Origin of the sequence: Streptococcus sp. 5004, assembly GCF_013276755.1 — a bacterium.
Taxonomy (GTDB): Bacteria; Bacillota; Bacilli; order Lactobacillales; family Streptococcaceae; genus Streptococcus.
Window position 1 is genome coordinate 27,519 of the sequence record NZ_VMLP01000003.1, and the last position, 24,309, is coordinate 51,827.

15 protein-coding genes, 1 tRNA gene and 1 pseudogene are annotated in these 24,309 nt (G+C 37.5%); 14 read left to right on the plus strand and 3 right to left on the minus strand.

Going from position 1 to position 24,309, the window contains the following annotated elements:
- Positions 1 to 113 precede the first annotated feature (113 nt).
- The 7 genes from HT685_RS01290 (at position 114) to HT685_RS01320 (ending at position 12,108) form a co-directional block, all read left to right on the plus strand.
- On the plus strand, positions 114 to 464 hold the full coding sequence (locus HT685_RS01290) for a DUF2513 domain-containing protein (RefSeq protein ID WP_240148123.1): 351 nt from the start codon (positions 114 to 116) through the stop codon (positions 462 to 464).
- A gap of 748 nt (positions 465 to 1,212) precedes the next feature.
- A complete protein-coding gene (locus HT685_RS01295; protein WP_173226527.1) occupies positions 1,213 to 2,205 on the plus strand; it encodes an ATP-binding cassette domain-containing protein in 993 nt (330 codons plus the stop codon).
- 1 nt (position 2,206) lies between these two features.
- Positions 2,207 to 3,025, plus strand: a complete 819-nt coding sequence (locus HT685_RS01300) for an ABC-2 family transporter protein (RefSeq protein WP_164226854.1) — start codon at positions 2,207 to 2,209, stop codon at positions 3,023 to 3,025.
- Between the two features lies 1 nt (position 3,026).
- A complete protein-coding gene (locus HT685_RS01305; RefSeq protein WP_164226853.1) occupies positions 3,027 to 3,812 on the plus strand; it encodes an ABC transporter permease in 786 nt (261 codons plus the stop codon).
- A 100-nt stretch (positions 3,813 to 3,912) separates the two neighbouring features.
- Positions 3,913 to 3,985: transfer RNA gene (locus HT685_RS01310), tRNA-Thr, on the plus strand.
- 764 nt (positions 3,986 to 4,749) lie between these two features.
- Positions 4,750 to 11,322, plus strand: a complete 6,573-nt coding sequence (locus tag HT685_RS01315; RefSeq protein ID WP_173226525.1) for a S8 family serine peptidase — start codon at positions 4,750 to 4,752, stop codon at positions 11,320 to 11,322.
- Between the two features lie 477 nt (positions 11,323 to 11,799).
- Complete coding sequence (locus HT685_RS01320; protein ID WP_173226523.1) at positions 11,800 to 12,108, plus strand: hypothetical protein; 309 nt, start codon at positions 11,800 to 11,802, stop codon at positions 12,106 to 12,108.
- A gap of 81 nt (positions 12,109 to 12,189) precedes the next feature.
- Here the strand turns inward: HT685_RS01320 and HT685_RS01325 are convergent, their stop codons facing one another.
- Positions 12,190 to 12,549 carry a DUF3397 family protein gene (locus HT685_RS01325; RefSeq protein WP_004242853.1) on the minus strand — a complete coding sequence of 120 codons (360 nt, stop codon included), beginning with the start codon at positions 12,547 to 12,549 and terminating at the stop codon, positions 12,190 to 12,192.
- A 91-nt stretch (positions 12,550 to 12,640) separates the two neighbouring features.
- Here HT685_RS01325 and HT685_RS01330 point away from each other — a divergent pair, with 91 nt between their 5' ends.
- The 5 genes from HT685_RS01330 (at position 12,641) to HT685_RS01350 (ending at position 17,490) form a co-directional block, all read left to right on the plus strand.
- On the plus strand, positions 12,641 to 13,597 hold the full coding sequence (locus HT685_RS01330) for a TIGR01212 family radical SAM protein (protein ID WP_173226521.1): 957 nt from the start codon (positions 12,641 to 12,643) through the stop codon (positions 13,595 to 13,597).
- On the plus strand, positions 13,581 to 14,138 hold the full coding sequence (locus tag HT685_RS01335; RefSeq protein WP_173226519.1) for a class I SAM-dependent methyltransferase: 558 nt from the start codon (positions 13,581 to 13,583) through the stop codon (positions 14,136 to 14,138). Before HT685_RS01330 ends, HT685_RS01335 begins: the two co-directional genes overlap by 17 nt.
- Positions 14,131 to 14,385: a hypothetical protein gene (locus HT685_RS01340; protein WP_000361085.1), complete on the plus strand. Its 255-nt coding sequence runs from the start codon at positions 14,131 to 14,133 to the stop codon at positions 14,383 to 14,385. Before HT685_RS01335 ends, HT685_RS01340 begins: the two co-directional genes overlap by 8 nt.
- An 11-nt stretch (positions 14,386 to 14,396) precedes the next feature.
- Positions 14,397 to 16,451, plus strand: coding sequence for a cation:proton antiporter (locus tag HT685_RS01345; RefSeq protein WP_173226517.1), 2,055 nt, complete (start codon positions 14,397 to 14,399; stop codon positions 16,449 to 16,451).
- A 178-nt stretch (positions 16,452 to 16,629) separates the two neighbouring features.
- Positions 16,630 to 17,490 (plus strand): YihY/virulence factor BrkB family protein, encoded by an 861-nt coding sequence (locus HT685_RS01350; RefSeq protein WP_173226515.1) that lies wholly within the window; start codon positions 16,630 to 16,632, stop codon positions 17,488 to 17,490.
- Between the two features lie 74 nt (positions 17,491 to 17,564).
- Here HT685_RS01350 and queA read toward each other — a convergent pair whose 3' ends face one another.
- Positions 17,565 to 18,593 carry a tRNA preQ1(34) S-adenosylmethionine ribosyltransferase-isomerase QueA gene (gene queA, locus HT685_RS01355; protein WP_001090137.1) on the minus strand — a complete coding sequence of 343 codons (1,029 nt, stop codon included), beginning with the start codon at positions 18,591 to 18,593 and terminating at the stop codon, positions 17,565 to 17,567.
- A 150-nt stretch (positions 18,594 to 18,743) separates the two neighbouring features.
- Between queA and HT685_RS01360 the strand changes: the two genes are divergently transcribed.
- Positions 18,744 to 19,451 (plus strand): glucosamine-6-phosphate deaminase, encoded by a 708-nt coding sequence (locus tag HT685_RS01360; RefSeq protein WP_173226513.1) that lies wholly within the window; start codon positions 18,744 to 18,746, stop codon positions 19,449 to 19,451.
- Between the two features lie 323 nt (positions 19,452 to 19,774).
- Here HT685_RS01360 and HT685_RS01365 read toward each other — a convergent pair.
- A pseudogene (locus tag HT685_RS01365) lies at positions 19,775 to 20,940 on the minus strand (IS30 family transposase).
- A gap of 281 nt (positions 20,941 to 21,221) precedes the next feature.
- Between HT685_RS01365 and HT685_RS01370 the strand changes: the two are divergent.
- A partial coding sequence (locus HT685_RS01370; protein ID WP_173278908.1) for a YSIRK-type signal peptide-containing protein occupies positions 21,222 to 24,309 on the plus strand: 3,088 nt, incomplete at its 3' end.

Consider the following 24,309-nt stretch of genomic DNA (forward strand, 5'->3'; position numbering starts at 1 on the left):
TTCGGAAAAAAGAACGGTATATATTATGGTAAAATCCACTGATTTATCACTTGACCCTTCTATTAATAAGTTGTACACTGTAATTATATATCACCGAGTAGAGGTTTATTTGGATGAAGAGAAATATGGATTTATGTCGCTTGATACTTTTTAAAATTGAGGATGAGTATAAATCAACTGCGTTGTCTCATTTACAAATTGACGGATATGACATAGAGATAATAGCCTACCATTGTGACTTGTTGTTTGAAGCAGGTTTGATAAAAAGTTATAAACCCACATATGCTAGTGATAAAATCTATTTTTTTAGTGTTGGCGCTTTGACTTGGGAGGGGCATGATTTTCTAGATAAAATAAGAGAAAATACTATGTGGAATAGGACTAAGAATAGGATCAAAGAAAATGCCCTGCCTATGACTTTGGAAGTAATTAAAACTATAGCAACTAGTCTTATAAATGATTAGCTAAGTGTATATTTAAATGATTCTTTATCTTTATAAGAATAATAAATTATCCAAATTTTTATAAGTAACTCAATTTTTTGAAATTAATAAGCAATCAAAGTCTTTTAAATGTTTATATAAATCTATTTTAGAATTTGTTAAACAAAAACTTTATCAAATCAGATTTTATAATTTGTGCCAAGTTCAACTTAAAATTTTGTCCCCTATTTTGCCATATATTTTTAAGAACTTAAGGGAACAATGAGTATTATCCAAATATAGTGTGGGTGGATGAATGTATAAATATGGGCCTTTTTAATGTATTAGGAAGTATAGTAAATAAATGCTTTATGTTCAGAAGGTAAAGCTTAATCTAGCTGAACAATACAGTTGAAACCTGCCCATTGGGTGGGTTTTTTGGTGTTTTAAGGAGACTATTAAGCCAGAATTTTGGACTAATACTCTTCGAAAATTAAATTCAAACCACGTAAGCTTTATCTGCAACCTCAAAGCTGTGCTTTGAGCTACCTGCCTCTAGCTTCCTAGTTTGCTCTTTGATTTTCATTGAGTATACAAATACCACTTTAAGAGAAAAATTTTCAATTTCATAATCTGTAGGCAAACGCTTGCATTCTAGTTTTTATTGGACTATAATAGGTTGGTATAAAACCTTCTGTAGCAATAAAATGTAGAAGGTGTAGAAAGTAAGGATTTAGAATACTTGTGTTTGAAAATACGATTTTCTATTCCTTGCGATAGGGAGATAGATATGGCAATGATAGAAGTGGAACATCTTCAGAAAAATTTTGTGAAGACAGTGAAGGAACCTGGTTTGAAGGGAGCTTTGCGCTCCTTTATTCATCCTGAAAAGCAGACCTTTGAAGCAGTCAAGGATTTGACTTTTGAGGTACCAAAGGGGCAGATTTTAGGCTTCATCGGGGCAAATGGTGCTGGGAAGTCGACAACCATTAAAATGCTGACCGGGATTTTGAAACCGACATCTGGATTTTGTCGGATTAACGGCAAGATTCCGCAGGATAATCGCCAAGATTATGTCAAGGATATTGGGGTTGTTTTTGGACAACGTACCCAGCTATGGTGGGATTTGGCCCTGCAAGAGACCTACACGGTCTTGAAGGAGATTTACGACGTGCCAGACTCGCTCTTTCATAAGCGCATGGATTTTTTGAATGAAGTCTTGGATTTGAAGGACTTTATCAAGGACCCTGTGCGGACTCTTTCACTGGGACAGCGCATGCGGGCGGATATTGCGGCTTCCTTACTTCACAATCCCAAGGTTCTCTTTTTAGATGAGCCGACCATTGGTTTGGATGTTTCGGTCAAGGATAACATTCGTCGGGCTATTACTCAGATCAATCAGGAGGAAGAAACAACCATTCTCTTGACCACTCATGACTTGAGCGACATTGAGCAACTTTGTGATCGGATTTTTATGATTGATAAGGGGCAGGAAATTTTTGATGGAACGGTTAGCCAGCTCAAGGAGACCTTTGGTAAGATGAAGACACTCTCCTTTGAACTGCTACCAGGTCAAAGTCATCTCCTTTCTCACTATGAAGGCTTTTCGGATATGACAATTGATAGACAAGGAAATAGCCTCAATATTGAATTTGACAGTTCCCGCTACCAGTCAGCTGACATTATTAAGCAAACACTGTCTGATTTTGAAGTCCGTGATTTGAAGATGGTGGATACGGATATTGAGGATATTATCCGTCGCTTCTATCGAAAGGAGCTCTAAGATGGTCAAATTGTGGAGACGTTATAAACCCTTTATAAATGCAGGTGTTCAGGAATTGATCACCTATCGAGTCAACTTCATTCTTTATCGGATAGGCGATGTTATGGGGGCTTTTGTGGCCTTTTATCTCTGGAAGGCTGTCTTTGATTCCTCGCAGGAGTCTTTGATTCAGGGCTTCAGTATGGCAGATATCACCCTCTACATCATTATGAGTTTTGTGACCAATCTGTTGACCAGGTCTGATAGCTCTTTTATGATTGGGGAGGAGGTCAAGGATGGTTCCATTATCATGCGCTTGTTGCGACCAGTGCATTTTGCGGCTTCTTATCTTTTCACAGAACTTGGTTCCAAGTGGTTGATTTTTATTAGCGTTGGCCTTCCATTTTTAAGTGTCATTGTCTTGATGAAAATCTTATCTGGGCAAGGGATTGCAGAGGTGCTGGGATTAACTGTCCTTTATCTTTTTAGCTTAACGCTGGCCTATCTGATTAACTTTTTCTTTAATATTTGCTTTGGATTTTCAGCCTTTGTATTTAAAAATCTTTGGGGTTCCAACCTACTTAAGACTTCCATAGTGGCCTTTATGTCTGGAAGTTTGATTCCCTTGGCTTTCTTTCCAAAGGTTGTTTCAGATATTCTGTCCTTCCTGCCTTTTTCATCCTTGATCTACACTCCGGTCATGATTATTGTTGGGAAATACGATGCCAGTCAGATGATTCAGGCGCTCCTTTTGCAGTTTTTCTGGCTCTTAGTGATGGTGGGCTTGTCTCAGTTGATTTGGAAACGAGTCCAGTCATTTATCACCATTCAAGGAGGTTAGTATGAAAAAATATCAACGCATGCATCTGATTTTTATTAGACAATACATCAAGCAAATTATGGAGTACAAGGTGGATTTTGTGGTTGGTGTGCTGGGAGTTTTCTTGACTCAAGGCTTGAATCTCTTGTTTCTCAATGTCATCTTTCAACACATCCCATCCCTAGAAGGTTGGACTTTTCAAGAAATCGCCTTTATCTATGGTTTTTCATTGATTCCCAAGGGCTTGGACCATCTCTTTTTTGACAATCTCTGGGCACTGGGCCAACGCCTAGTGCGAAAAGGGGAGTTTGACAAGTATCTGACTCGTCCTATCAATCCCCTCTTCCACATCCTAGTCGAGACCTTTCAGATTGATGCCTTGGGTGAACTCTTGGTCGGTGGAATTTTACTAGCGACAACAGTATCAAGCATTGCTTGGACTCTTCCAAAATTCTTGCTTTTCCTAGTCTGCATACCATTTGCGACCTTGATTTATACTTCCTTGAAAATCGCGACAGCTAGTATCGCTTTTTGGACCAAACAGTCAGGGGCTATGATTTACATCTTCTATATGTTCAATGATTTTGCCAAGTATCCGATTTCGATTTACAATTCTCTTCTTCGTTGGTTGATTAGCTTTATCGTGCCTTTTGCCTTTACGGCCTACTATCCTGCCAGCTATTTTTTGCAGGACAAGGATGTAATCTTTAACATCGGAGGTTTGATGTTGATTTCTCTGGTTTTCTTTGTCATTTCCCTTAAACTTTGGGACAGGGGCTTGGATTCTTATGAAAGTGCTGGGTCCTAAGAAGAAGAAACTCAAAGCCTTGTCTCAGGACAGGCTTTTTCTAATAGAGATGAAAATTCCTTGACATCTATTCTCAGAGTGCTATACTGTAAGTGTAATAGCCGATTTAGCTCAGTTGGTAGAGCAAGGCACTCGTAAAGCCTAGGTCACAGGTTCGATCCCTGCAATCGGCAAAGTGAAGAAGTCTCATCAGGCTTCTTTTTCTTTTTAAAGAAAATCAGACCACTTAGACCGGTATAGAGACCAGATAGGCAAACGAACTTGTTCTTGAAACTGACCTCTGCTATAATAATTTTTGTAAGGGACGTGAGTATTCATACTCTTCGAAAATCTCTTCAAACAAAGTCAGCTTCACCTTGCCGTTTATATGTGACTGACTTCGTCAGTTCTATCCACAACCTCAAAGCAGTGCTTTTAGCAACCTGCGGCTAGCTTCCTAGTTTGTTTTTTGATTTTCATTGAGTATTAGTTGCTAGAGCAAGGCACTCGTAAAGCCTAGGTCACAGGTGAACATATGACTGAAGATTTGAAAAAATAGATATGTATAAATAACCGTTAAGCCTTATTCTTAGCGGTTATTTATATTGTTTAATAGCGCTGATATTTCATCAATGATGTTTGACTTTGTGATTTTGGTAGTGGTTCAATTTGATTGCTACTATTTTTGATGGTATGAATGTGCTTATAATGTATCCCCGTTAAGTACGAAACTTTTGCATCATTTATTAACATGCGTTAAAAATAAAATTAACCTGCCTTAATTTTTCTTGACTTAAATTTTTTAAATGATATACTATTTTTATGGAGAGCTAACAATTATATATAAATGTACTACTCTATTTCCTAGATAATACTTAGTAAAACTTTTTATAACAAAGGCTAGCAAAGTTAAAGTTTACTATCTATTGGAATTTAAATAAATATGTAAGGAATTAAAATGAAAAAAAGTACAGTATTGTCATTAACCACAGCTGCAGTTATTTTAGCAGCATATGTCCCTAATGAGGTAGTTTTAGCAGACACATCTAGCTCTGAAGATGCTTTAAATATCTCTGATACAGAAAAAGTAGTAGTAGATAAGGAAGCAGAAAATAAAGAAAAACATGAAAATATTCATAATGCTATAGAAACTTCCAAGGATACTGAAGAGAAGAAAACAACGGTTATTGAGGAAAAAGAAGTTGTTAGTAAAGAATCTGTGATAGATAACAAAACTAGCAATGAAGAAGAAAAAATCAAAGAAGATTCCAATCAATCCAAAGAAGATAAAGCGGACTCGTCTGCAATTAAAGACCCAGAAAGTCCCAAAAAAGAGGATAAACTTGTCTATATTGCTGAATTTAAAGATAAAGAATCTGGAGAAAAAGCAATCAAGGAATTATCCAATCTTAAGGATACAAACGTTTTATATACCTATAATACGATTTTTAATGGTGTTTCAATAGAAACAACTCCAGATAATCTGGACAAAATTAAACTAATAGAAGGTATCTCATCGGTTGAACGATCACAAAAAGTCCAGCCAATGATGAATCATGCTAGGAAGGAAATTGGAGTTGAAGAGGCAATTGATTACCTAAAATCTATCAATGCTCCATTTGGTAAAAATTTTGATGGTAGAGGTATGGTTATTTCAAATATCGATACCGGGACAGATTATAGGCATAAGGCCATGAGGATTGATGATGATGCTAAAGACTCAATGAGATTTAAAAAAGAAGACTTAAAAGGTACTGATAAAAATTTCTGGTTGAGTGATAAGATTCCTCATGCTTTCAATTATTATAATGGTGGTAAAATTACTGTAGAAAAAGCTGATGATGGGAGCGATTATTTTGATCCACATGGGATGCATATTGCAGGGATTCTTGCGGGAAATGATACTGAAAAAGATATTAAAAACTTTAACGGAATAGATGGAATTGCTCCTAATGCACAGATCTTCTCTTATAAAATGTACTCTGACGCAGGATCTGGCTTCGCAGGAGATGAAACAATGTTTCATGCTATTGAAGATTCCATTAAACACAATGTCGATGTTGTTTCGGTATCATCTGGCTTTACAGGAACAGGTCTTGTAGGTGAAAAATATTGGCAAGCTATTAGAGCGTTAAGAAAAGCAGGCATTCCAATGGTTGTAGCTACGGGTAACTATGCAACTTCTGCTTCAAGTTCTTCATGGGATTTAGTGGCAAATAATAATCTGAAAATGACCGACACTGGAAATGTAACACGAACTGCAGCACATGAAGATGCGATAGCAGTTGCTTCTGCTAAAAATCAAACAGTTGAGTTTGATAAAGTTAAGATTGGAGGAGAAAGTTTTAAATACAGAAATATAGGGGCCTTTTTCGATAAGAATAAAATCATAACAAACGAAGATGGTTCAAAAGCTCCTAGTAAATTGAAATTTGTATATATAGGCAAAGGTCAAGACCAAGATTTGATAGGTTTGGATCTTAAGGGCAAAATTGCAGTAATGGATAGAATTTATACCAAGGATTTAAAAAATGCTTTTAAACGAGCAACGGATAAGGGTGCACGCGCCATTATGGTTGTAAATACTGTAAATTACTACAATAGAGATAATTGGACAGAGCTCCCAGCTATGGGATATGAAGAGGATGAAGGAACGACTAGTCAAGTTTTCTCAATTTCAGGAGATGATGGTGTAAAGTTATGGAACATGATTAACCCTGATAAAAAAACTAAAGTCAAAAGAAATAATAAAGAAGATTTTAAAGATAAATTGGAGCAATACTATCCAATTGATATGGCAAGCTATAATTCTAATAAACCGAATGTAGGTGATGAAAAAGAAATTGACTTTAAGTTTGCACCTGAAACCGACAAAGAACTTTATAAAGAAGATATTATAGTCCCAGCAGGATCCACATCTTGGGGACCGAGAACAGATTTACTTTTAAAACCTGATGTCTCAGCACCTGGTAAAAACATTAAATCCACTCTCAATGTCATTAATGGGAAATCAACTTATGGTTATATGTCAGGGACTAGTATGGCAACTCCAATCGTGGCAGCTTCTACTGTTTTGATTAGACCAAAGTTAAAGGAAATGCTTGAAAGACCTGTATTGAAAAATCTTAAGGGAGATGACAAAATAGATCTTACAAGTCTTACAAAAATAGCCCTACAAAATACTGCACGCCCTATGATGGATGCGACTTCTTGGAAAGAAAAAAGTCAATACTTTGCATCACCTAGACAACAGGGGGCAGGGCTAATTAATGTTGCCAATGCATTGAGAAATGAAGTTGTAGCGACTTTCAAAAACACAGATTCTAAAGGTTTAGTAAACTCTTATGGTTCTATTTCTCTTAAAGAAATAAAAGGAGATAAAAAATATTTTACAATTAAGCTTCACAATACATCAAACAGACCTTTGACCTTTAAAGTTTCAGCATCTGCTATAACTACAGATGCTCTAACTGACAGACTCAAACTGGATGAAACATATAAAGACGAAAAATCTCCAGATGGGAAGCAAATTGTTCCAGAAATCCACCCAGAAAAAATCAAAGGAGCAAATATTACATTTGAGCATGACACTTTCACTATAGGCCCAAATTCTAGCTTTGATTTAAATGCGGTTATAAATGTTGGGGAGGCCAAAAACAAAAATAAATTTGTAGAATCATTTATTCATTTTGAGTCAGTGGAAGAAATGGAAGCTCTAAACTCCAATGGGAAGAAAACACATTTTCAACCTTCTTTATCGATGCCTCTAATGGGATTTGCTGGGAATTGGAACCACGAACCAATCCTTGATAAATGGGCCTGGGAAGAAGGTTCAAAATCAAAAAAAATGGAAGGTTATGATGATGATGGTAAACCAAAAATTCCAGGAACCTTAAATAAGGGAATTGGTGGAGAACATGGTATAGATAAATTTAATCCAGCAGGAGTTATACAAAATAGAAAAGATAAAAATACAACATCCCTAGATCAAAATCCAGAATTATTTGCTTTCAATAACGAAGGGATCAACGCACCATCATCAAGTGGTTCTAAGATCGCTAAAATTTATCCTTTAGATTCAAATGGAAATCCTCAAGATGCTCAACTTGAGAGAGGATTAACACCTTCTCCACTTGTATTAAGAAGTGCAGAAGAAGGATTGATTTCAATAGTAAATACAAATAAAGAGGGAGAAAATCAAATTGACTTAAAAGTCATTTCGAGAGAACACTTTATTAAAGGAATTTTGAACTCTAAGAGAAATGATGCAAAGGGAATCAAATCTTCTAAACTAAAAGTTTGGGGTGACTTGAAATGGGATGGACTCATTTATAACCCTAGAGGTAGAGAAGAAAATGCACCAGAAAGCAAGGATACTAAAGATCCTGCTACTAAGATAAGAGGTCAATTTGAACCGATTGCAGAAGGTCAATATTTCTATAAATTTAAATATAGATTAACCAAGGACTACCCATGGCAGGTTTCCTATATTCCTGTAAAAATTGATAACACAGCCCCTAAGATTGTTTCTGTTGATTTTTCAAATCCTGAAAAAATTAAGCTGATTACAAAGGATACTTATCACAAGGTAAAAGAGCAATACAAGAATGAAACGCTATTTGCTAGAGATCAGAAAGAACATCCTGAAAAATTTGACGAGATTGCCAACGAAGTTTGGTATGCTGGCGCCGCTCTTGTTAATGAAGATGGAGAGGTTGAGAAAAATCTTGAAGTAACTTATGCAGGTGAGGGTCAAGGAAGAAATAGGAAACTTGACAAAGACGGAAATACCATTTATGAAATTAATGGTGCAGGAGATTTAAGAGGAAAAATCATTGAAGTCATTGCATTAGATGGCTCTAGCAATTTCACAAAGATTCATAGAATTAAATTTGATGATCATGCTGATGAAAAGGGGATGATTTCCTATTATCTAGTAGATCCTGATCAGGATTCATCTAAATACCAAAAGCTTGGAGAGATTTCCGAATCTAAATTTAAAAATTTAGAAAATAGAAAAGAGGATAGTCTTAAAAAAGATACAACTGAAGTAGAACATCATCAAGAAAATGAAGAGGCTACCGAAGAAAAATCTAGCTTTACTATCAATAAAGCCATTTCAACAATTAGAGACTTTGAAAGCAAAGATTTAAAGAAACTCATTAAAAAGAAATTTAGAGAAGTTGATGACTTTACAAGTGAAACTGGTAAGAGAATAGAGGAATACGATTATAAATACGATGATAAGGGAAATATCATTGCTTATGACGATGGTAGTGCCTTACAATATGAAACTGAAAAACTTGACGAAATCAAATCAAAAATTTATGGTGTTCTAAGCCCGTCTAAAGATGGACACTTTGAAATTCTTGGAAAGATAAGTAATGTTTCTAAAAATGCTAAGGTATATTATGGAAATAACTATAAGTCTATAGAAATCAAAACGACCAAGTATGATTCGCATTCAAAAACGATGACATTTGATCTATACGCTAATATTAATGATATTGTGGATGGATTAGCTTTTGCAGGAGATATGAGATTCTTTGTTAAAGATGATGATCAGATAAAAGCTGAAACGAAGATTAGAATGCCTGAAAAAAATAAGGAAACTAAAACAGAATATCCCTATGCATCAAGTTATGGGAATGTAATAGAATTAGGAGAAGGAGATCTTTCAAAAAATAAACCAACCAATTTAACGGACATGGAATCTGGTAAAATTTATTCTGATTCAGAAAAACAACAATATCTATTAAAGGATAACATCATTCTAAGAAAAGGCTATGCACTAAAAGTGACTACCTATAATCCTGGAAAAACGGATATGTTAGAAGGAAATGGAGTTTATAGCCAGGAAGATATAGCAAAAATACAAAATTCCAATCCTAATCTAAGAGCCCTTTCAGAAAAAATAATTTATTCTGACAGTAGAAATGTTGAAGATGGAAGAAGTACTCAAGCTGTATTAATGTCGGCTTTGGACGGCTTTAACATTGTAAGGTATCAAGTGTTTACATTTAAAATGAACGATAAAGGGGAAGCTATCGATAAAGACGGAAATCTTGTAGCAGATCCTTCTAAACTTGTATTATTTGGTAAGGATGGTAAAGAGTACACTGGAGAGGATAAGTCCAATGTAGAAGCTATAAAAGAAGATGGCTCTACGTTATTTATTGATGCAAAACCAGTAAATCTTTCAATGGACAAGAACTACTTTAATCCATCTAAATTTAATAAAATTTATGTACGAAATCCAGAGTTTTATTTAAGAGGTAAGATTTCTGATAAGGGTGGTTTTAACTGGGAATTGAGAGTTAATGAATCTGTTGTAGATAATTATTTAATCTACGGAGATTTACACATTGATAACACTAGAGATTTTAACGTTAAGCTTAATGTTAAAGACGGTGACATCATGGACTGGGGAATGAAAGACTATAAAGCAAACGGATTTCCAGATAAGGTAACAGATATGGATGGAAATGTTTATCTTCAAACTGGCTATAGCGATTTGAATGCGAAAGCGGTTGGAGTACACTATCAATTTTTATATGATAATGTTAAACCAGAAGTAAACATTGATCCTGAGGGAAATACTAGTATCGAATATGCTGATGGAAAATCTGTAGTCTTTAACATCAATGATAAAAGAGATAATGGATTCAATGGTGAGATTCAAGACAAACATATTTATGTAAATGGAAAAGAATATAAATCATTTGATGATATTAAACAACTAACAGATAAGACACTAAATATTAAGATTCTTGTAAAAGATTTTGCAAGAAATACAACCGTAAAAGAATTCATTTTAAATAAAGATACGGGAGAGGTAAGAGAATTAAAACCTCATAGGGTAACTGTGACCATTCAAAATGGAAAAGAAATGAGTTCTAAGATAGTGTCGGAAGAAGATTTCATTTTACCTGTCTATGAGGGTGAATTAGAAAAAGGATATCAATTTGATGGCTGGGAAATTTCTGGTGTCGAAGGGAAAAAAGATGCTGGTTATGTTATTAATGTGTCAAAAGATACCCTTATAAAACCTGTATTCAAGAAAATAGAGGAGAAAAAGGAGGAGGAAAATAAACCTACTTTTGATGTATCCAAAAAGAAAGATAACCCACAGGCAAATCCTAGTCAATTAGATGAAAGTCACAGAAAAGAAGACTTACAAAGAGAAAATCATTCACACAAATTTGATTCAACCAAAGATGTCAAAACTACAGTTCCTGTACAAGTAAATTATAGTCAATTAGATGAAAGTCAAAGATCTGATTCAACTAAGGATGTTACAGCTACAGTTCCTGATGAAAATGATAAAAACTTTGAAAATAAGAAGGAAGTTTATCTTAATGAACCAGAGAACATAGCTAATAAACATACCAATATTGATAGTAAATCAATTACTAACAATGATAGGTTGCCAAAAACCGGAACAGTTAGAGAAGGTTTTACACCATTCATTGCTGGAATAATGTTTACCGTAGGTGCATTTCTTGGATTGAAGAAAAAAGATCAAGATTAAGACTAAAGCTATAGATGAAAAAATGGTTTGTGTACTGAGATAGTATGATGATGAAACAGTTTTGTAAAAATAGCTATTTATAACTTAATTATTTAGTTTACTTTACTATTGGTACTCTTTTTGGATTTATTAATGAACTTAGTTTTGATAACTAATGAATTGATTGAAAGGGTTAGTATTGACAATATTGATTAGCAAATAGAGTCTATCAAAATTTAAAGTCTAATAGAGGTGATGAGACAATTTCAAGGAATTAAGTAGCGTTTGGTTGCTTAATTCCTTTTTATTTGGAAGGAAGTTTTTCACCTATTTCCTTATTTTATGGCTATTATTGAACCACTTAGACCGAGATTGAGACCAGATAGGCAAAAGAACTTGTTCTTGAAACTGACCTCTGCTATAATGATTGGTGTAAGGGACGTGAGGTATCAATATCAGATAACTCAAGTTCCTAAAAAAGAAATTGGAGATAAAGAAATGAAAAAATTATTAGGGATTGTATTTTTACTAGCAGCAGCGACAGTAGTGTATTTTGGTTCTGTTGGCTGGCCAAGTTTAGATGTCAACCTCTGGTCATTGATTCCGGTAGGCCTGTTCCTCTTTTTCACTCTAGAGAATCTTTTGAAAAAAGACTACAAGGCTAGTCTGATGTGTTTGATTATTGCTTTTATCATCGCCAATGCAATTTTGGACCTTTTGCCAATTTCAAGTGGCTTGGTAATTGGAGCGGGCGTACTAGCTTGCATTGGTATTGGATATATCTTTCCTGATAAAGAAGGAAAATAGGAATTATTAAAAAAGATATAAAGAAAAAAACACTTCAATCATTGTATTTTAGTTTGATTGAGGTGTTTTCGATTTAGTTTTTTATTTCTGAGCCATCAATTCAACAATCATCTCGATATACATAACAAGGGTTAATAAGAATCCTGCACGCCAGAAGAATTTGATGAATTTAGGATAGTAAAAGCTGCGTTTTTTCAAAAGGAAGAAAAAAACGAGAATAATGGCTAGAAGTGAGAGGGCTAGGCCTAGTCTAGGGAGGAAATTATGGGTAAAGGTTTTAGCTGTAATCAAGTAATACTCAAATACTAAAACTGGAAAAGCCAAATCCGCAAAGTTTCGTCCTAGTTTTTTTAATCTAAAAAGTTTGGTTATGATGATGCAGACTACTAAAGTCAGTATCAATAGTAAAATAGATGCTAATTTCATTAAAATCATACCCATATTGTATCATAAAAAATGGCTAATGGAAACGAGAAACAGAGGAATTTATAGGAAAGTCAGGCTTTTGAGATTGTGGATGTTTTTTGTTATAATGAAAGTTATGAAATCTTATAATACCTTGAATGATTACTATCGAAAACTCTTTGGAGAAAAGACTTTTAAAGTCCCTATTGATGCGGGATTTGACTGTCCCAATCGTGATGGGACTGTAGCTCATGGAGGTTGTACTTTTTGTACGGTTTCAGGTTCTGGAGATGCCATTGTGGCACCGGATGCGCCTATCCGTGAGCAATTTTATAAGGAAATTGACTTCATGCATCGTAAGTGGCCAGAGGTTCAGAAGTATCTGGTTTATTTTCAAAATTTTACCAACACCCATGAAAAGGTGGAAGTCATCCGAGAGCGCTATGAGCAGGCTATCAACGAGCCAGGTGTAGTAGGAATCAATATTGGAACGCGACCAGACTGTTTACCAGACGAAACTATTGAATATTTGTCTGAGTTATCGGAGCGCATGCATGTGACGGTTGAATTGGGCTTGCAGACTACTTATGAAACAACCTCTGACCTGATTAACCGTGCCCACTCCTATGAATTGTACGTGGAAACGGTCAAGCGTTTGAGGAAGTATCCCAAAATTGAGATTGTTTCCCATTTGATTAACGGTCTTCCTGGTGAAACCCATGAGATGATGATTGAAAATGTCCGCCGCTGTGTCACGGATAACGATATTCAAGGGATTAAATTGCACTTGCTTCACCTGATGACCAATACGCGTATGCAACGGGATTATCACGAGGGACGTTTGCAACTGATGAGTCAGGACGAGTATGTCAAGGTCATCTGTGACCAACTGGAAATCATTCCTAAACATATCGTCATCCATCGAATCACAGGAGATGCACCTAGAGATATGCTGATTGGTCCTATGTGGAGCCTCAATAAATGGGAAGTGCTAAACAGCATTGAGATGGAGATGCGACGTCGTGGAAGCGTGCAAGGATGTAAGGCTGTAAAACAGGAGTTTGAAAATGAAAAGACCACTTGAGATGGCACATGATTTTTTGGCTGAGGTTGTAACTCAGGACGATATCGTAGTGGATGCGACCATGGGAAATGGTCATGACACGCTTTTTCTAGCCAAATTAGCCAAGAAAGTCTATGCCTTTGATATTCAGGAGCAAGCCTTGGAAAAGACGCAAGAGCGTTTGAACCAAGCTGGCCTGACAAATGCCCAGTTAATTTTGCAAGGTCATGAGACACTGGATCAGTTTGTGACAGAAGCCAAGGCAGGAATTTTTAATCTGGGCTATCTGCCGTCAGCTGATAAGTCTGTCATCACCCGACCACAGACAACGATTGAAGCATTAGAAAAGCTGTGTGGCTTACTTGTCAAAGGTGGACGGATTGCTATCATGATCTACTATGGTCATGATGGTGGCGACCTCGAGAGGGATGCTGTCTTGGATTTTGTTAGCCAGTTGAACCAACAAGAGTACACAGCTGCCATTTACCGAACTTTAAACCAAGTCAACAACCCACCATTTTTAGTGATGATTGAAAAATTAGAGAGATATAGACATGGATAAACAATACCTACGTGAAAAGCTGGATGCCATGCGCCAGAATTTTGTTGAATCAACCCACCACGAACGAGCAGTAGGTGTGTTAGACCAAGCGCATATGAGCAAAAAAATGCTTAAAATCAAGAAAAAATTAGTTGCTCTTGAAATGGAACGGTGCCAGAGAAAAATTGAGCACAAAGATTGTTCCAAGATTGACCAAAAAATCAAAGAGCAGAAGGAGATATTTGAATCCTGTTGTAAAAAAGATTAAGGAGGAATTACGTGGAATTACTGATTTACCTTATCCTATTCTTACTGGTCTTGATTGTCTCAAGTACAACCAATAAGCTCCTGCCTTTTTTGCCTCTCCCTTTGGTGCAGATTCTTTTGGGAATCGTGATTGGTCTCTTTTTACCCAATACCGACTTTCACCTCAATACGGAGTTGTTTTTGGCACTGGTTATCGGGCCCTTGCTTTTTCGAGAGTCGGAAGAAGCGGACATTACAGCTATTTTAAAACACTGGCGAATCATTATCTATCTCATATTTCCAGTGATTTTTATCTCGACTCTGAGTTTGGGTGGCTTGGCCCATCTTCTTTGGCTCAGCCTTCCATTGGCAGCTTGCTTGGCTGTTGGGGCGGCACTTGGCCCTACGGACTTGGTTGCCTTTGCCTCTCTTTCGGAGCGTTTTAGCTTTCCTAAGCGCGTGTCCAATATCCTTAAAGGTGAAGGACTCTTGAATGATGCTTCTGGTTTGGTGGCTTTTCAGGTTGCCTTGACAGCTTGGACAACTGGAGCTTTTTCCCTTGGGCAAGCTAGTAGTTCGCTCATCTTTTCAATTCTAGGCGGTTTTTTGATTGGCTTTTTAACAGCTATGACCAACCGTTTCCTTCACACATTCTTGCTAAGTGTGCGAGCAACAGATATTGCCAGCGAACTTTTATTAGAATTGAGTTTGCCTCTGGTGACCTTCTTCCTAGCAGAAGAAGTCCATGTTTCGGGGATTATTGCCGTTGTGGTTGCTGGGATTTTAAAGGCAAGCCGTTTTAAGAAGATTACGCTACTCGAAGCCCAAGTGGATACGGTGACCGAGACGGTCTGGCACACAGTCAACTTTATGCTCAACGGTTCTGTCTTTGTGATTTTAGGGATGGAGCTGGAAATGATAGCAGAGCCTATCTTGACCAATCCAATCTATAATCCCTTACTTTTATTGCTATCTCTTGTCGCCCTGACCTTTGTCCTCTTTGCCATTCGTTTTATCATGATTTATGGCTATTATGCCTATAGGACTAGACGTCTCAAGAAAAAGCTAAATAAGTATATGAAGGACATGCTTCTCTTGACCTTCTCAGGTGTTAAGGGAACGGTGTCGATTGCGACAATCCTTCTGATACCAAGTAATCTAGAGCAGGAGTATCCTCTCTTACTTTTCCTCGTTGCAGGTGTGACGCTTGTAAGCTTTTTAACAGGCCTCGTGGTCTTGCCTCATCTTTCTGATGAACAGGAAGAAAGCAAGGACTATCTCATGCATATCGCCATTTTGAATGAAGTAACGATAGAGTTGGAAAAAGAGTTGGAAGATACCAGAAATAAGCTTCCTCTCTATGCAGCTATTGACAATTATCATGGACGTATTGAAAATCTCATCCTGAGTCAAGAAAATAAGGGGGCTCAAGAAGACTGGGCTGCTTTGAAACTCTTGATTCTTAGTATTGAAAGTGATGGATTGGAACAGGCCTATGAAGAGGGGAACATTAGCAATCGTGCTTACCGAGTTTACCAACGTTATCTGAAAAACATAGAACGAGGAATCAATCGTAAGTTTGCGTCAAGACTGACCTATTATTTTCTTGTTTCCTTGAGGATTTTACGTTTTCTCCTGCATGAAGTTTTTACTCTCGGAAAGACCTTCCGTAGCTGGAAGGACAAGGAGCAAAGCCGTCTCCGTGCTCTTGATTATGACCAAATAGCAGAGCTCTATCTTGCCAATACAGAGATGATTATTGAAAGTTTGGAAAACCTGAAGGGAGTCTATAGACGCTCTTTGATTAGTTTTATGCAGGAGTCTCGTCTTCGTGAAACAGCTATTATCAGCAGTGGTGCCTTTGTCGAACGGGTTATTAATCGTGTCAAACCCAACAATATTGATGAAATGCTGAGAGGATATTATCTGGAGCGTAAGTTGATTTTCGAATACGAAGAAAAACGATTGATTACGACCAAGTATGCCAAGAAGTTACGACAAAATGTCAATAACTTAGAGAACTATTCTCTGAAGGAAGCTGCCAATACCCTGCCTTATGATATGGTGGAATTGGTAAGAAGAAATTAGTTAATACTCTTCGAAAATCTCTTCAAACCACGTCAGCGTCGCCTTGGATTATATATGTGACTGACTTCGTCAGTTTCATCTACAACCTCAAAGCAGTGCTTTGAGCAACCTACGGCTAGTTTCCTAGTTTGCTCTTTGATTTTCATTGAGTATAAGATTATAAGTGAAGGAGTGTGACATGAAAAAGTGGTGGAAAGAGCTGATAGATAAGCCTCTATTAAAAGCCTTTTTGTATTATTATCAAGCATCAGATAGTGAGTTGACCAGTGTCGCGGTAGCCTACTATTGGTTGATTTCGATTTTTCCCCTGCTTTTGGTGGTGGTCAATATCCTCCCCTATTTTCAGATTCCTGTGGGAGAATTTCTGGGCTTTATGAAAGACGTCCTGCCCCCAAGCCTCTATGAAGGTGTGGAAAAAATAGCTAGAGAAGTCTTGACGCAACCTTCAACAGGTTTGTTGAGTTTTTCTGTCTTGTCGGCGCTATGGAGTTTTTCAAAATCTATGAATTTCTTGCAAAAAGCTTTTAACAAGGCTTATGGCGTCGAAAAGAGTCGTGGACTTATTTCCCATCAGATGGTGAGTCTCCTGGTCAGTTTTGGTTTGCAGCTCCTCTTTGCGTTTGTCTTGTTTTTGAGCTTATTTGGGCAGATGATTTTGGATTTACTTGCTCATTATTGGACAAAAGATGGCATTATCTATCAGGCTTTACAAGGTTTGGCAGGTCCTCTGACTTACGCCCTCCTCTTTGCTATCTTGGTCATGCTTTATTATTTTCTTCCCAATCTATCTAACAGGAAAATTAGCTATACCCTACCAGGTAGTGCCTTTGTTCTCTTAGTGATTTTAGTTCTACTAACTCTGTTTTCTAGTTATCTCAATTACTATGTCCATCATTTAGTGGATGTCCGAATTTTAGGTTCCGTTCTTCTTGTTGTTATGATGTTTTGGTTTATCTTGATTGCTAAAATTGTTATCCTAGGCGCGGTGATCAATGCCAGTGTTCAGAGTTTGAAAGATCCGAGCTTTAATAAAGATTAACTATTTATCTATTACAAAAGCGCATACTATCAAGGTTTTAGTGCCTGATAATATGCGCTTTTTGATTGTGAAAATTAGTAGATAAACATGGCATCGCCAAAACTAAAGAAGCGGTAGTGTTCTTGGATGGCATGGTGGTAGGCATCTAAGACTAATTCGCGGCCTGCAAAGGCAGAAACCAACATGACCAGAGTTGATTTTGGCAGGTGGAAGTTGGTTGAGAAGGCATCTACAACCTTCCATTCATAGCCAGGTTTGATAAAGATATTGGTCCAGCCAGAATCTGCTTGGATTTGCCCATCAAACTTGGAACCAATAGTCTCCAAGGTGCGAATAGAAGTGGTTCCGACAGCGATGACACGACCTCCATTTTCTTTAACCGAGCGAAGGGTGGCAGCTGCTTCCTCAGAAAGTTGGTAGAATTCTGAGTGCATTTCGTGTTCGTCCAGATTGTCAACTGAAACAGGTCTAAAGGTTCCGAGTCCGACATGAAGAGTCAGATAGACTAGATGAACACCCTTAGCTTGGATTTCTGCCAGCAATTCTTTAGTGAAGTGTAGTCCAGCAGTCGGTGCAGCAGCAGAGCCACTTTCCTTGGCGTAAACAGTTTGATAGCGTTCGCGGTCATCCAATTTTTCGTGAATATAAGGTGGTAATGGCATTTCTCCCAGACTTTCCAAGACCTCCAGGAAAATTCCTTGGTATTCAAAGCGGACAATGCGGCCTCCGTGAGTCAATTCTTCCGTAACGACAGCGCTGAGGCGACCATCACCAAAGCTGACACGAGTACCGACCTTGAGGCGTTTGGCAGGTTTAGCCAGAACTTCCCACTCATCGCCAGCAGTGTTTTTGAGTAGGAGTAGTTCCACATGACCTCCAGTTTCTTCCTTTTGACCATAGAGTCGGGCAGGGAGAACGCGGGTGTCGTTCATGACAAGGGCATCACCAGGTTCCAGCATATCAATAATAGAGTGGAAGTGTTTGTCCTGCATTTCTCCCGTCTCACGGTTGACGATGAGGAGTTTAGAGGCATCTCGTTTTTCAAGGGGTGTTTGGGCAATCAATTCCTCGGGCAAGTGGAAATCAAAATCAGCTGTATTCATATATCTGTTCATTCTTTCTAAGTTCTAATCCTATCCATTATAACATGTTTCAAGTGTGGGCGCTCTTTTTTTAGAAATTAAATCGTTTTCACTTGACAAAAATTGGTCTATACCATATAATAAATATAGATAGAAATGGAGGATGAAAAGATGAAAGTCATTAAAGTTGAAAACCAAATCGAAGGTGGAAAAGTTGCTTTTGAGATTTTGAAGGAAAAATTGGACAACGGCGCTCAAACTCTAGGACTTGCGACAGGAAGCAGTCCACTTGAATTTTACAAGGATATTGTTGAGAGTGACCTTGATTTTTCAAATCTAACCAGTGTCAACCTTGATGAGTATGTAGGCCTTGATGGCGACAATCCTCAGTCTTATCGTCACTTCATGCAAGAAAACTTGTTCAACCAAAAACCATTTAAAGAAAGTTTCTTGCCTCGTGGGGTTAAGGATAATGCTGAAGCTGAAGTTGAACGCTACAACCAAATTTTGGCTGACCATCCAGTTGACCTGCAAATCTTGGGAATCGGTCGCAATGGACATATCGGATTTAATGAACCTGGTACTCCATTTGACAGTCAAACGCATCTAGTAGAACTTGACCAGTCTACTATTGAAGCCAATGCGCGCTTCTTTGACAAGATTGAAGACGTCCCAACCCAAGCCATTTCAATGGGAATTAAAAACATTTTGGATGCCAAGTCTATTATTCTTTTTGCTTACGGTAAGTCGAAAGCAGAAGCCATTGCTGGAACAGTGTCTGGCCCAGTGACTGAGAGCCTACCAGCAAGTAGCCTCCAAAATCACCCTGATGTGACCATTATTGCGGATGCTGAAGCGCTCAGCTTACTTGAAAAATAAGAACAATTAAAAATGAAGACTATTCATATTTTTCGTATGACTAGCTCAACTAATGTATAAATGCAAAAAAGGCTAAATTCCCAAACTAAGTTCCACCGCTAATCCAAGTGGAAGTTAGTCTGATAAAAATCGTAAAAACCAGTGGAATTCCATGTCAGGGTAAGTTCCACTGGTTTTAAACATGCTTGATTTTATAGATTTTGTAGCCGAAAGGAATCGAAAAAAAGAGCGCACAAAATCCCCTCATCTGAAAGCGTTTCAGATTAAGTTCCGCTATGGTGGAAGTTAGTGTGAGACGTTTGAATGGGGTTGAAGATTAGTTTTTAGAACTTATGTTGGAGTAATTTAGACGACTGACAGACGTCTTCTGCAGGTATTTTAGAAATGCCGAGAAGCTTAGAAATCTCTTCTCCATAGGTAAATGCAAAGAGTTCATAAGCTGACTTTCCATTCAAAGCAGCGCGTTTGACACTGTTGACATGAGAACAAACGAGATTGATGTCCTCTTGAGTTAAATTGTCAAAAGAAGTTCCTTTAGGTAGGATGTCGCGAATCAGCGTGTGATTTTTCTCAATTCTCCCTTTCTGGTCAGAGCGATTAGGGTCACAAAAGAAGAGTTTACTCTCTCCTCGCACATCCATTTCGATATCATCAACCCTGGAAACTCTCCACCATTATCGGTAAGAATGACAGGAAAGAGTTGGAAGAAATCTTTGTTAGCTTGGTGAAGAGTGTTCTTGATGTCATAGAGGTGTTTGGTGACCTCAAGGGCAGTTTTATTATTCAGAAGCCTAGCGAAGATAAAGTTACAGAAAGACAAGTTGAAGGTGAGTAGGAGTTTACCTCCCATTCTGCCCAGAACTGTATCCATTTCCAGCCAAGAGTCTAGTTGATTAAGGGCTAAATAGTTTTGGAAATCCTCATAGGAACGGCCTTTTTTCGCTTCTTTAGGGATGGAAGGTAGCTTACTTTTCCGTCTTTCTTTGAATTTAACGGCTCTGGCTAGGTCAATCGGAGCGATAGATAGGTACCCTTTTCGGATGTGTCGATAGACTGTTGAGGAGCTGACATCAAGATTGTAAGTTTTGAGGATATGATAGATGTGTTGTCCCTTTTTAACTCCATCAGAAATGACTTTGTCCATTTTCCAGAAGGTCTTGGAATTGAGGGGAGTTCCTTCACGAGCTTCGACAAGAGTTTGTTCGTATTGTTTTTGAGCTTGTTTAGAGAGGTAGAAGATCTTCTTATAGCCACAATTTTGTCTTCTTTTAGGATATCCATTACAGACAAAGGTAGCTTTGTCTAGTAAAGGGCAAGGAAGGTTATGGCATGTAGACTCTCGGACTTGTCTGTTTCGTTTGACTTCTTTGGAAACAGTAGTCGGGTCTTTTAGAATGGACTGTCCAATAGCTTTGAAGGTTTCACCGCGCTCTAAGCCTAATTGGATATCATTGCGGTCTGAAAGGGTAAGGTGTTTATGTTTTGTCATAGTAGACCTCATTTCTAACTCAAACGTCTCACACTTAATTCCACCATAAAAATCCGTTTTAGACTAATTTCCACTTCGGTCAGGTAAGTGGAAGTTACTTTGAGAAGTTATGCATAAACCGTATCATATCAAGCTAAGTTCACAATGTTTGATTTATAAAATGAAAAGGAGTATAATGAGTTAAGCCAGTCTAAAATTTACATAAAAATTTTAGGGGGGGGCTTTTTACTTGCCCTTCTTAATATATATCAACAGATAATTATCGCAAAAGGAGTGTAGCAATGTTTGATTATAAAGGATCGCATGATCGTTCACAAGTAGAGAAAACCATACGGTATAGTATTCGTAAGGTTAGTTTTGGAGCAGCTAGTGTTGCAGTAGCTGCTTTATTTATGTTTTTGGGAAATGGGGCAGTGTCTGCCACAGAGCAAGGTGTACCCTCAACCAATGAAGAAACTCAAAGCTCACCATTGAAAGACCCAGATGTCCAGAATGGAACCTACGGGGCGACTCCAGTAGTCAGTCAGTTGGATGGAAATTCTGGTAGCAGTGAGACTACTGCTCCGAAAGGTCAAGAAGAGACAAGTACTCCAACACCTACTGATGTAAGCGGTTCATCAGTAGCGTCGTCTAGTGTTTCAGCAATAGAAGCTGGGAACAAGACTGATAGGTCATATACTACTCCATCAACAGAAGAAGTAGAAGAAAAGGCTAGACCTGCCTTGGATAAAAAACAGCTGGAAGATTACGTAGCAGAAATTGATGGCAAATTAGCCTCAGGTAGCTATGCGACTAAGACAGATGAAAGTGTCGCAACCCTTAAAGAAAATCTAGAATTAGCAAAACTTGCCCTAACAACAGCCCAAAGTCAAGAAGAGTTAACAAAAGCTTACAGAAAACTTCTTATGACAGCTAGCAGCGGTTTACGTAATAAGCCTAAAGCGCAAGTGGAAAGTCCTAAACTAGATACGACAGAAGGAAAAGCGACTGTCGGTAAGAAAGCTAGCAATACTGAGAAAGCTACAGGAACCAACTCTATCGCAAACTCAGGAAAACATGATTCACGTAATGGACAAGCCCTAGACAGAAACAACCCATTCCGAACAGATGGGACAACGACAGATACTGATCCAGATGCGAATCAAACGTATACATTGCCGGGAGATAGTGCCAATCTTAAAGAAGTTGCGAATAGTTTAATAAATTTACCAACAAAAATAACTAATGAAACAAAGATAACTTCTATTAACGAAGTTGGTGCACTACAAAAGATAGCTCCTGGAGAAGTTAAAGATATTAATGAGTTCGGTGGTTGGAAAGCCACTAGTGGAGGAGTCTTTGCTATTGCAAGAAGAACAGACAAAGGAGTATTTCCTATTGAAACTGTAAACACAGTATTGGTTCAGGATGGACCGTATCGGACATGGTTAAATGAGAGTACTTTTGATCGTTCTAAAGATTATGCCTTATTTTTAGCAGAGGTTAGAACAAAAGCTACTGAAGAAGAAGTTGTAGATGATGGCAGTGTATATGTGGCAGAAAGGCATTACGCGAATAAAGGAATAGGGCTTGCTAAATTTAAAGGGATTGAAAAAACATTCAAAGCTTATTCTAAGTCTACTGGATCTGATGTTATTGTTTCTTTTAAAACAGGATTTACAGGAGATATTGATGGTAAGAAAGCAAAATATAGAGTAGAAGTATTCGCAAAAGATGAGTCCGGTACTATTAGAACAATATACGATCAAACATTTAGCCCTAATGAAAATAAAGAGGATGAAACTAAAAAAGTAGTTGCACCTATCATTGGAAGAGATCAATATTTCGATACGAATAGGGCTTCACTACATACTAGAGGAACATTAAATGAAAAATTAGAACAAGATCCTAATAAAAGAAGATTGGGTACTAGTACGGGAACATTTACAAGTAAAGGAATAGTCTTGAAACCTAATGTTACGGAGTACACTGTTCGTATAAGCCCGGGAGATAATGCAAATCTAGGAATGGGATATCAAGTTCCATGGAAGCAATATGCCTTACCTATTTCAGGACTAGGGTTTACTCTTGAGCAAGATACAAGTAGGGTTGCTAAAGCACTTTTACAAAGAGTTTACAATAAGTTAAAAGAAACAGAAGAAAAAGATACCAAAGGAAAAACAGAAGCAACTATCAATGACTATAGAACACAATTAAAAAATGTTAATAAATTATTGACAGGAGATTTAAAGAAAACTCAAGACTATAAAGATATCGTAAAGACTGTGTTAGCGGCTCAACAAGCGTTAAGAACTGATAAATCAAAATTAGATACTGCAAATACTAAATTATTAAATTTAATAAATGAAAATCCAGATCCAAGAATCGGTAAGACACTAACTTCTATAACCTCTTATGATTTTGCAAAAACAGAAGCAATCAATGCTCAAACAGAGGCACAAAAAATATTAAATCAAGATAATCCGGATCCAGATGTAGTAGCTACTATTGCAAGTGAATTAAATGAAAAATTAGCAGAATTAAAAATAGCAAGAGCTGAATTAGTAGATAAAGCAACAGAAGAGCAAAAAACAAAATTAGAAGCAGATGCTGGAAAACTAACAAAAGCAAGTACAGAAGGTAAAACTCAAGATAGTATTACTGCCTATAATGAAAAATATGCTCAACTAGCAACAGAGTTAGAAGCGGCAAAAAACAAAGCAACAGCGATCAAAGAAGCTGGGGATAATGCAAGTGAACACGAGGCATTAAAAGCGCAAGCGGCAGTTGATGGAGTATTAGCAAAACTAGAAGCAGCCAAAGCAGTGTTAGTGGACAAAGCGACAGACGATCAAGTATCAGAGTTACGAAAAGCAGACGTATCATTAACACCAGCAGCAGCAAGTACATTTGAAACAGCAAAAACTCCGGCAAGTATTGCAGCGTACAAAAAAGCAGTAGAAGCGATTCAAACAGATTTAACAGAAGCGAAAGCTACAGCAGCAGATTTAGTGAGAAAAGCAGAACAAAATAATGCGACACAAGCAGATGCAGCATCAGCAATCGCAAAAGTGGATAAATTAAAAGTTGAATTAGCAAAAGCCAATGCACTACTAAAAGACAAAGCGAATACTAGCGACTTAGCAACAGCTAAAGATGCATTAAAAGAATTAGCGAAAGTAGAAAACGCAACTGATGGCAAAACAACTTCTACAGCAGCAGCGTATACAGCAGCTAAACAAGCAGCGGATGCCGCAGTAGCAAAAGCCGAGGGATTAATAGCAAATCCCAATGTAACACCAGAAGAAGTTGCAGAAGCATTAACAGAAGTAAAAGCTAGGAAAGACGAGTTAGAAAAAGCCAAAGTAGCGTTAGTAGATAAAGCAACAG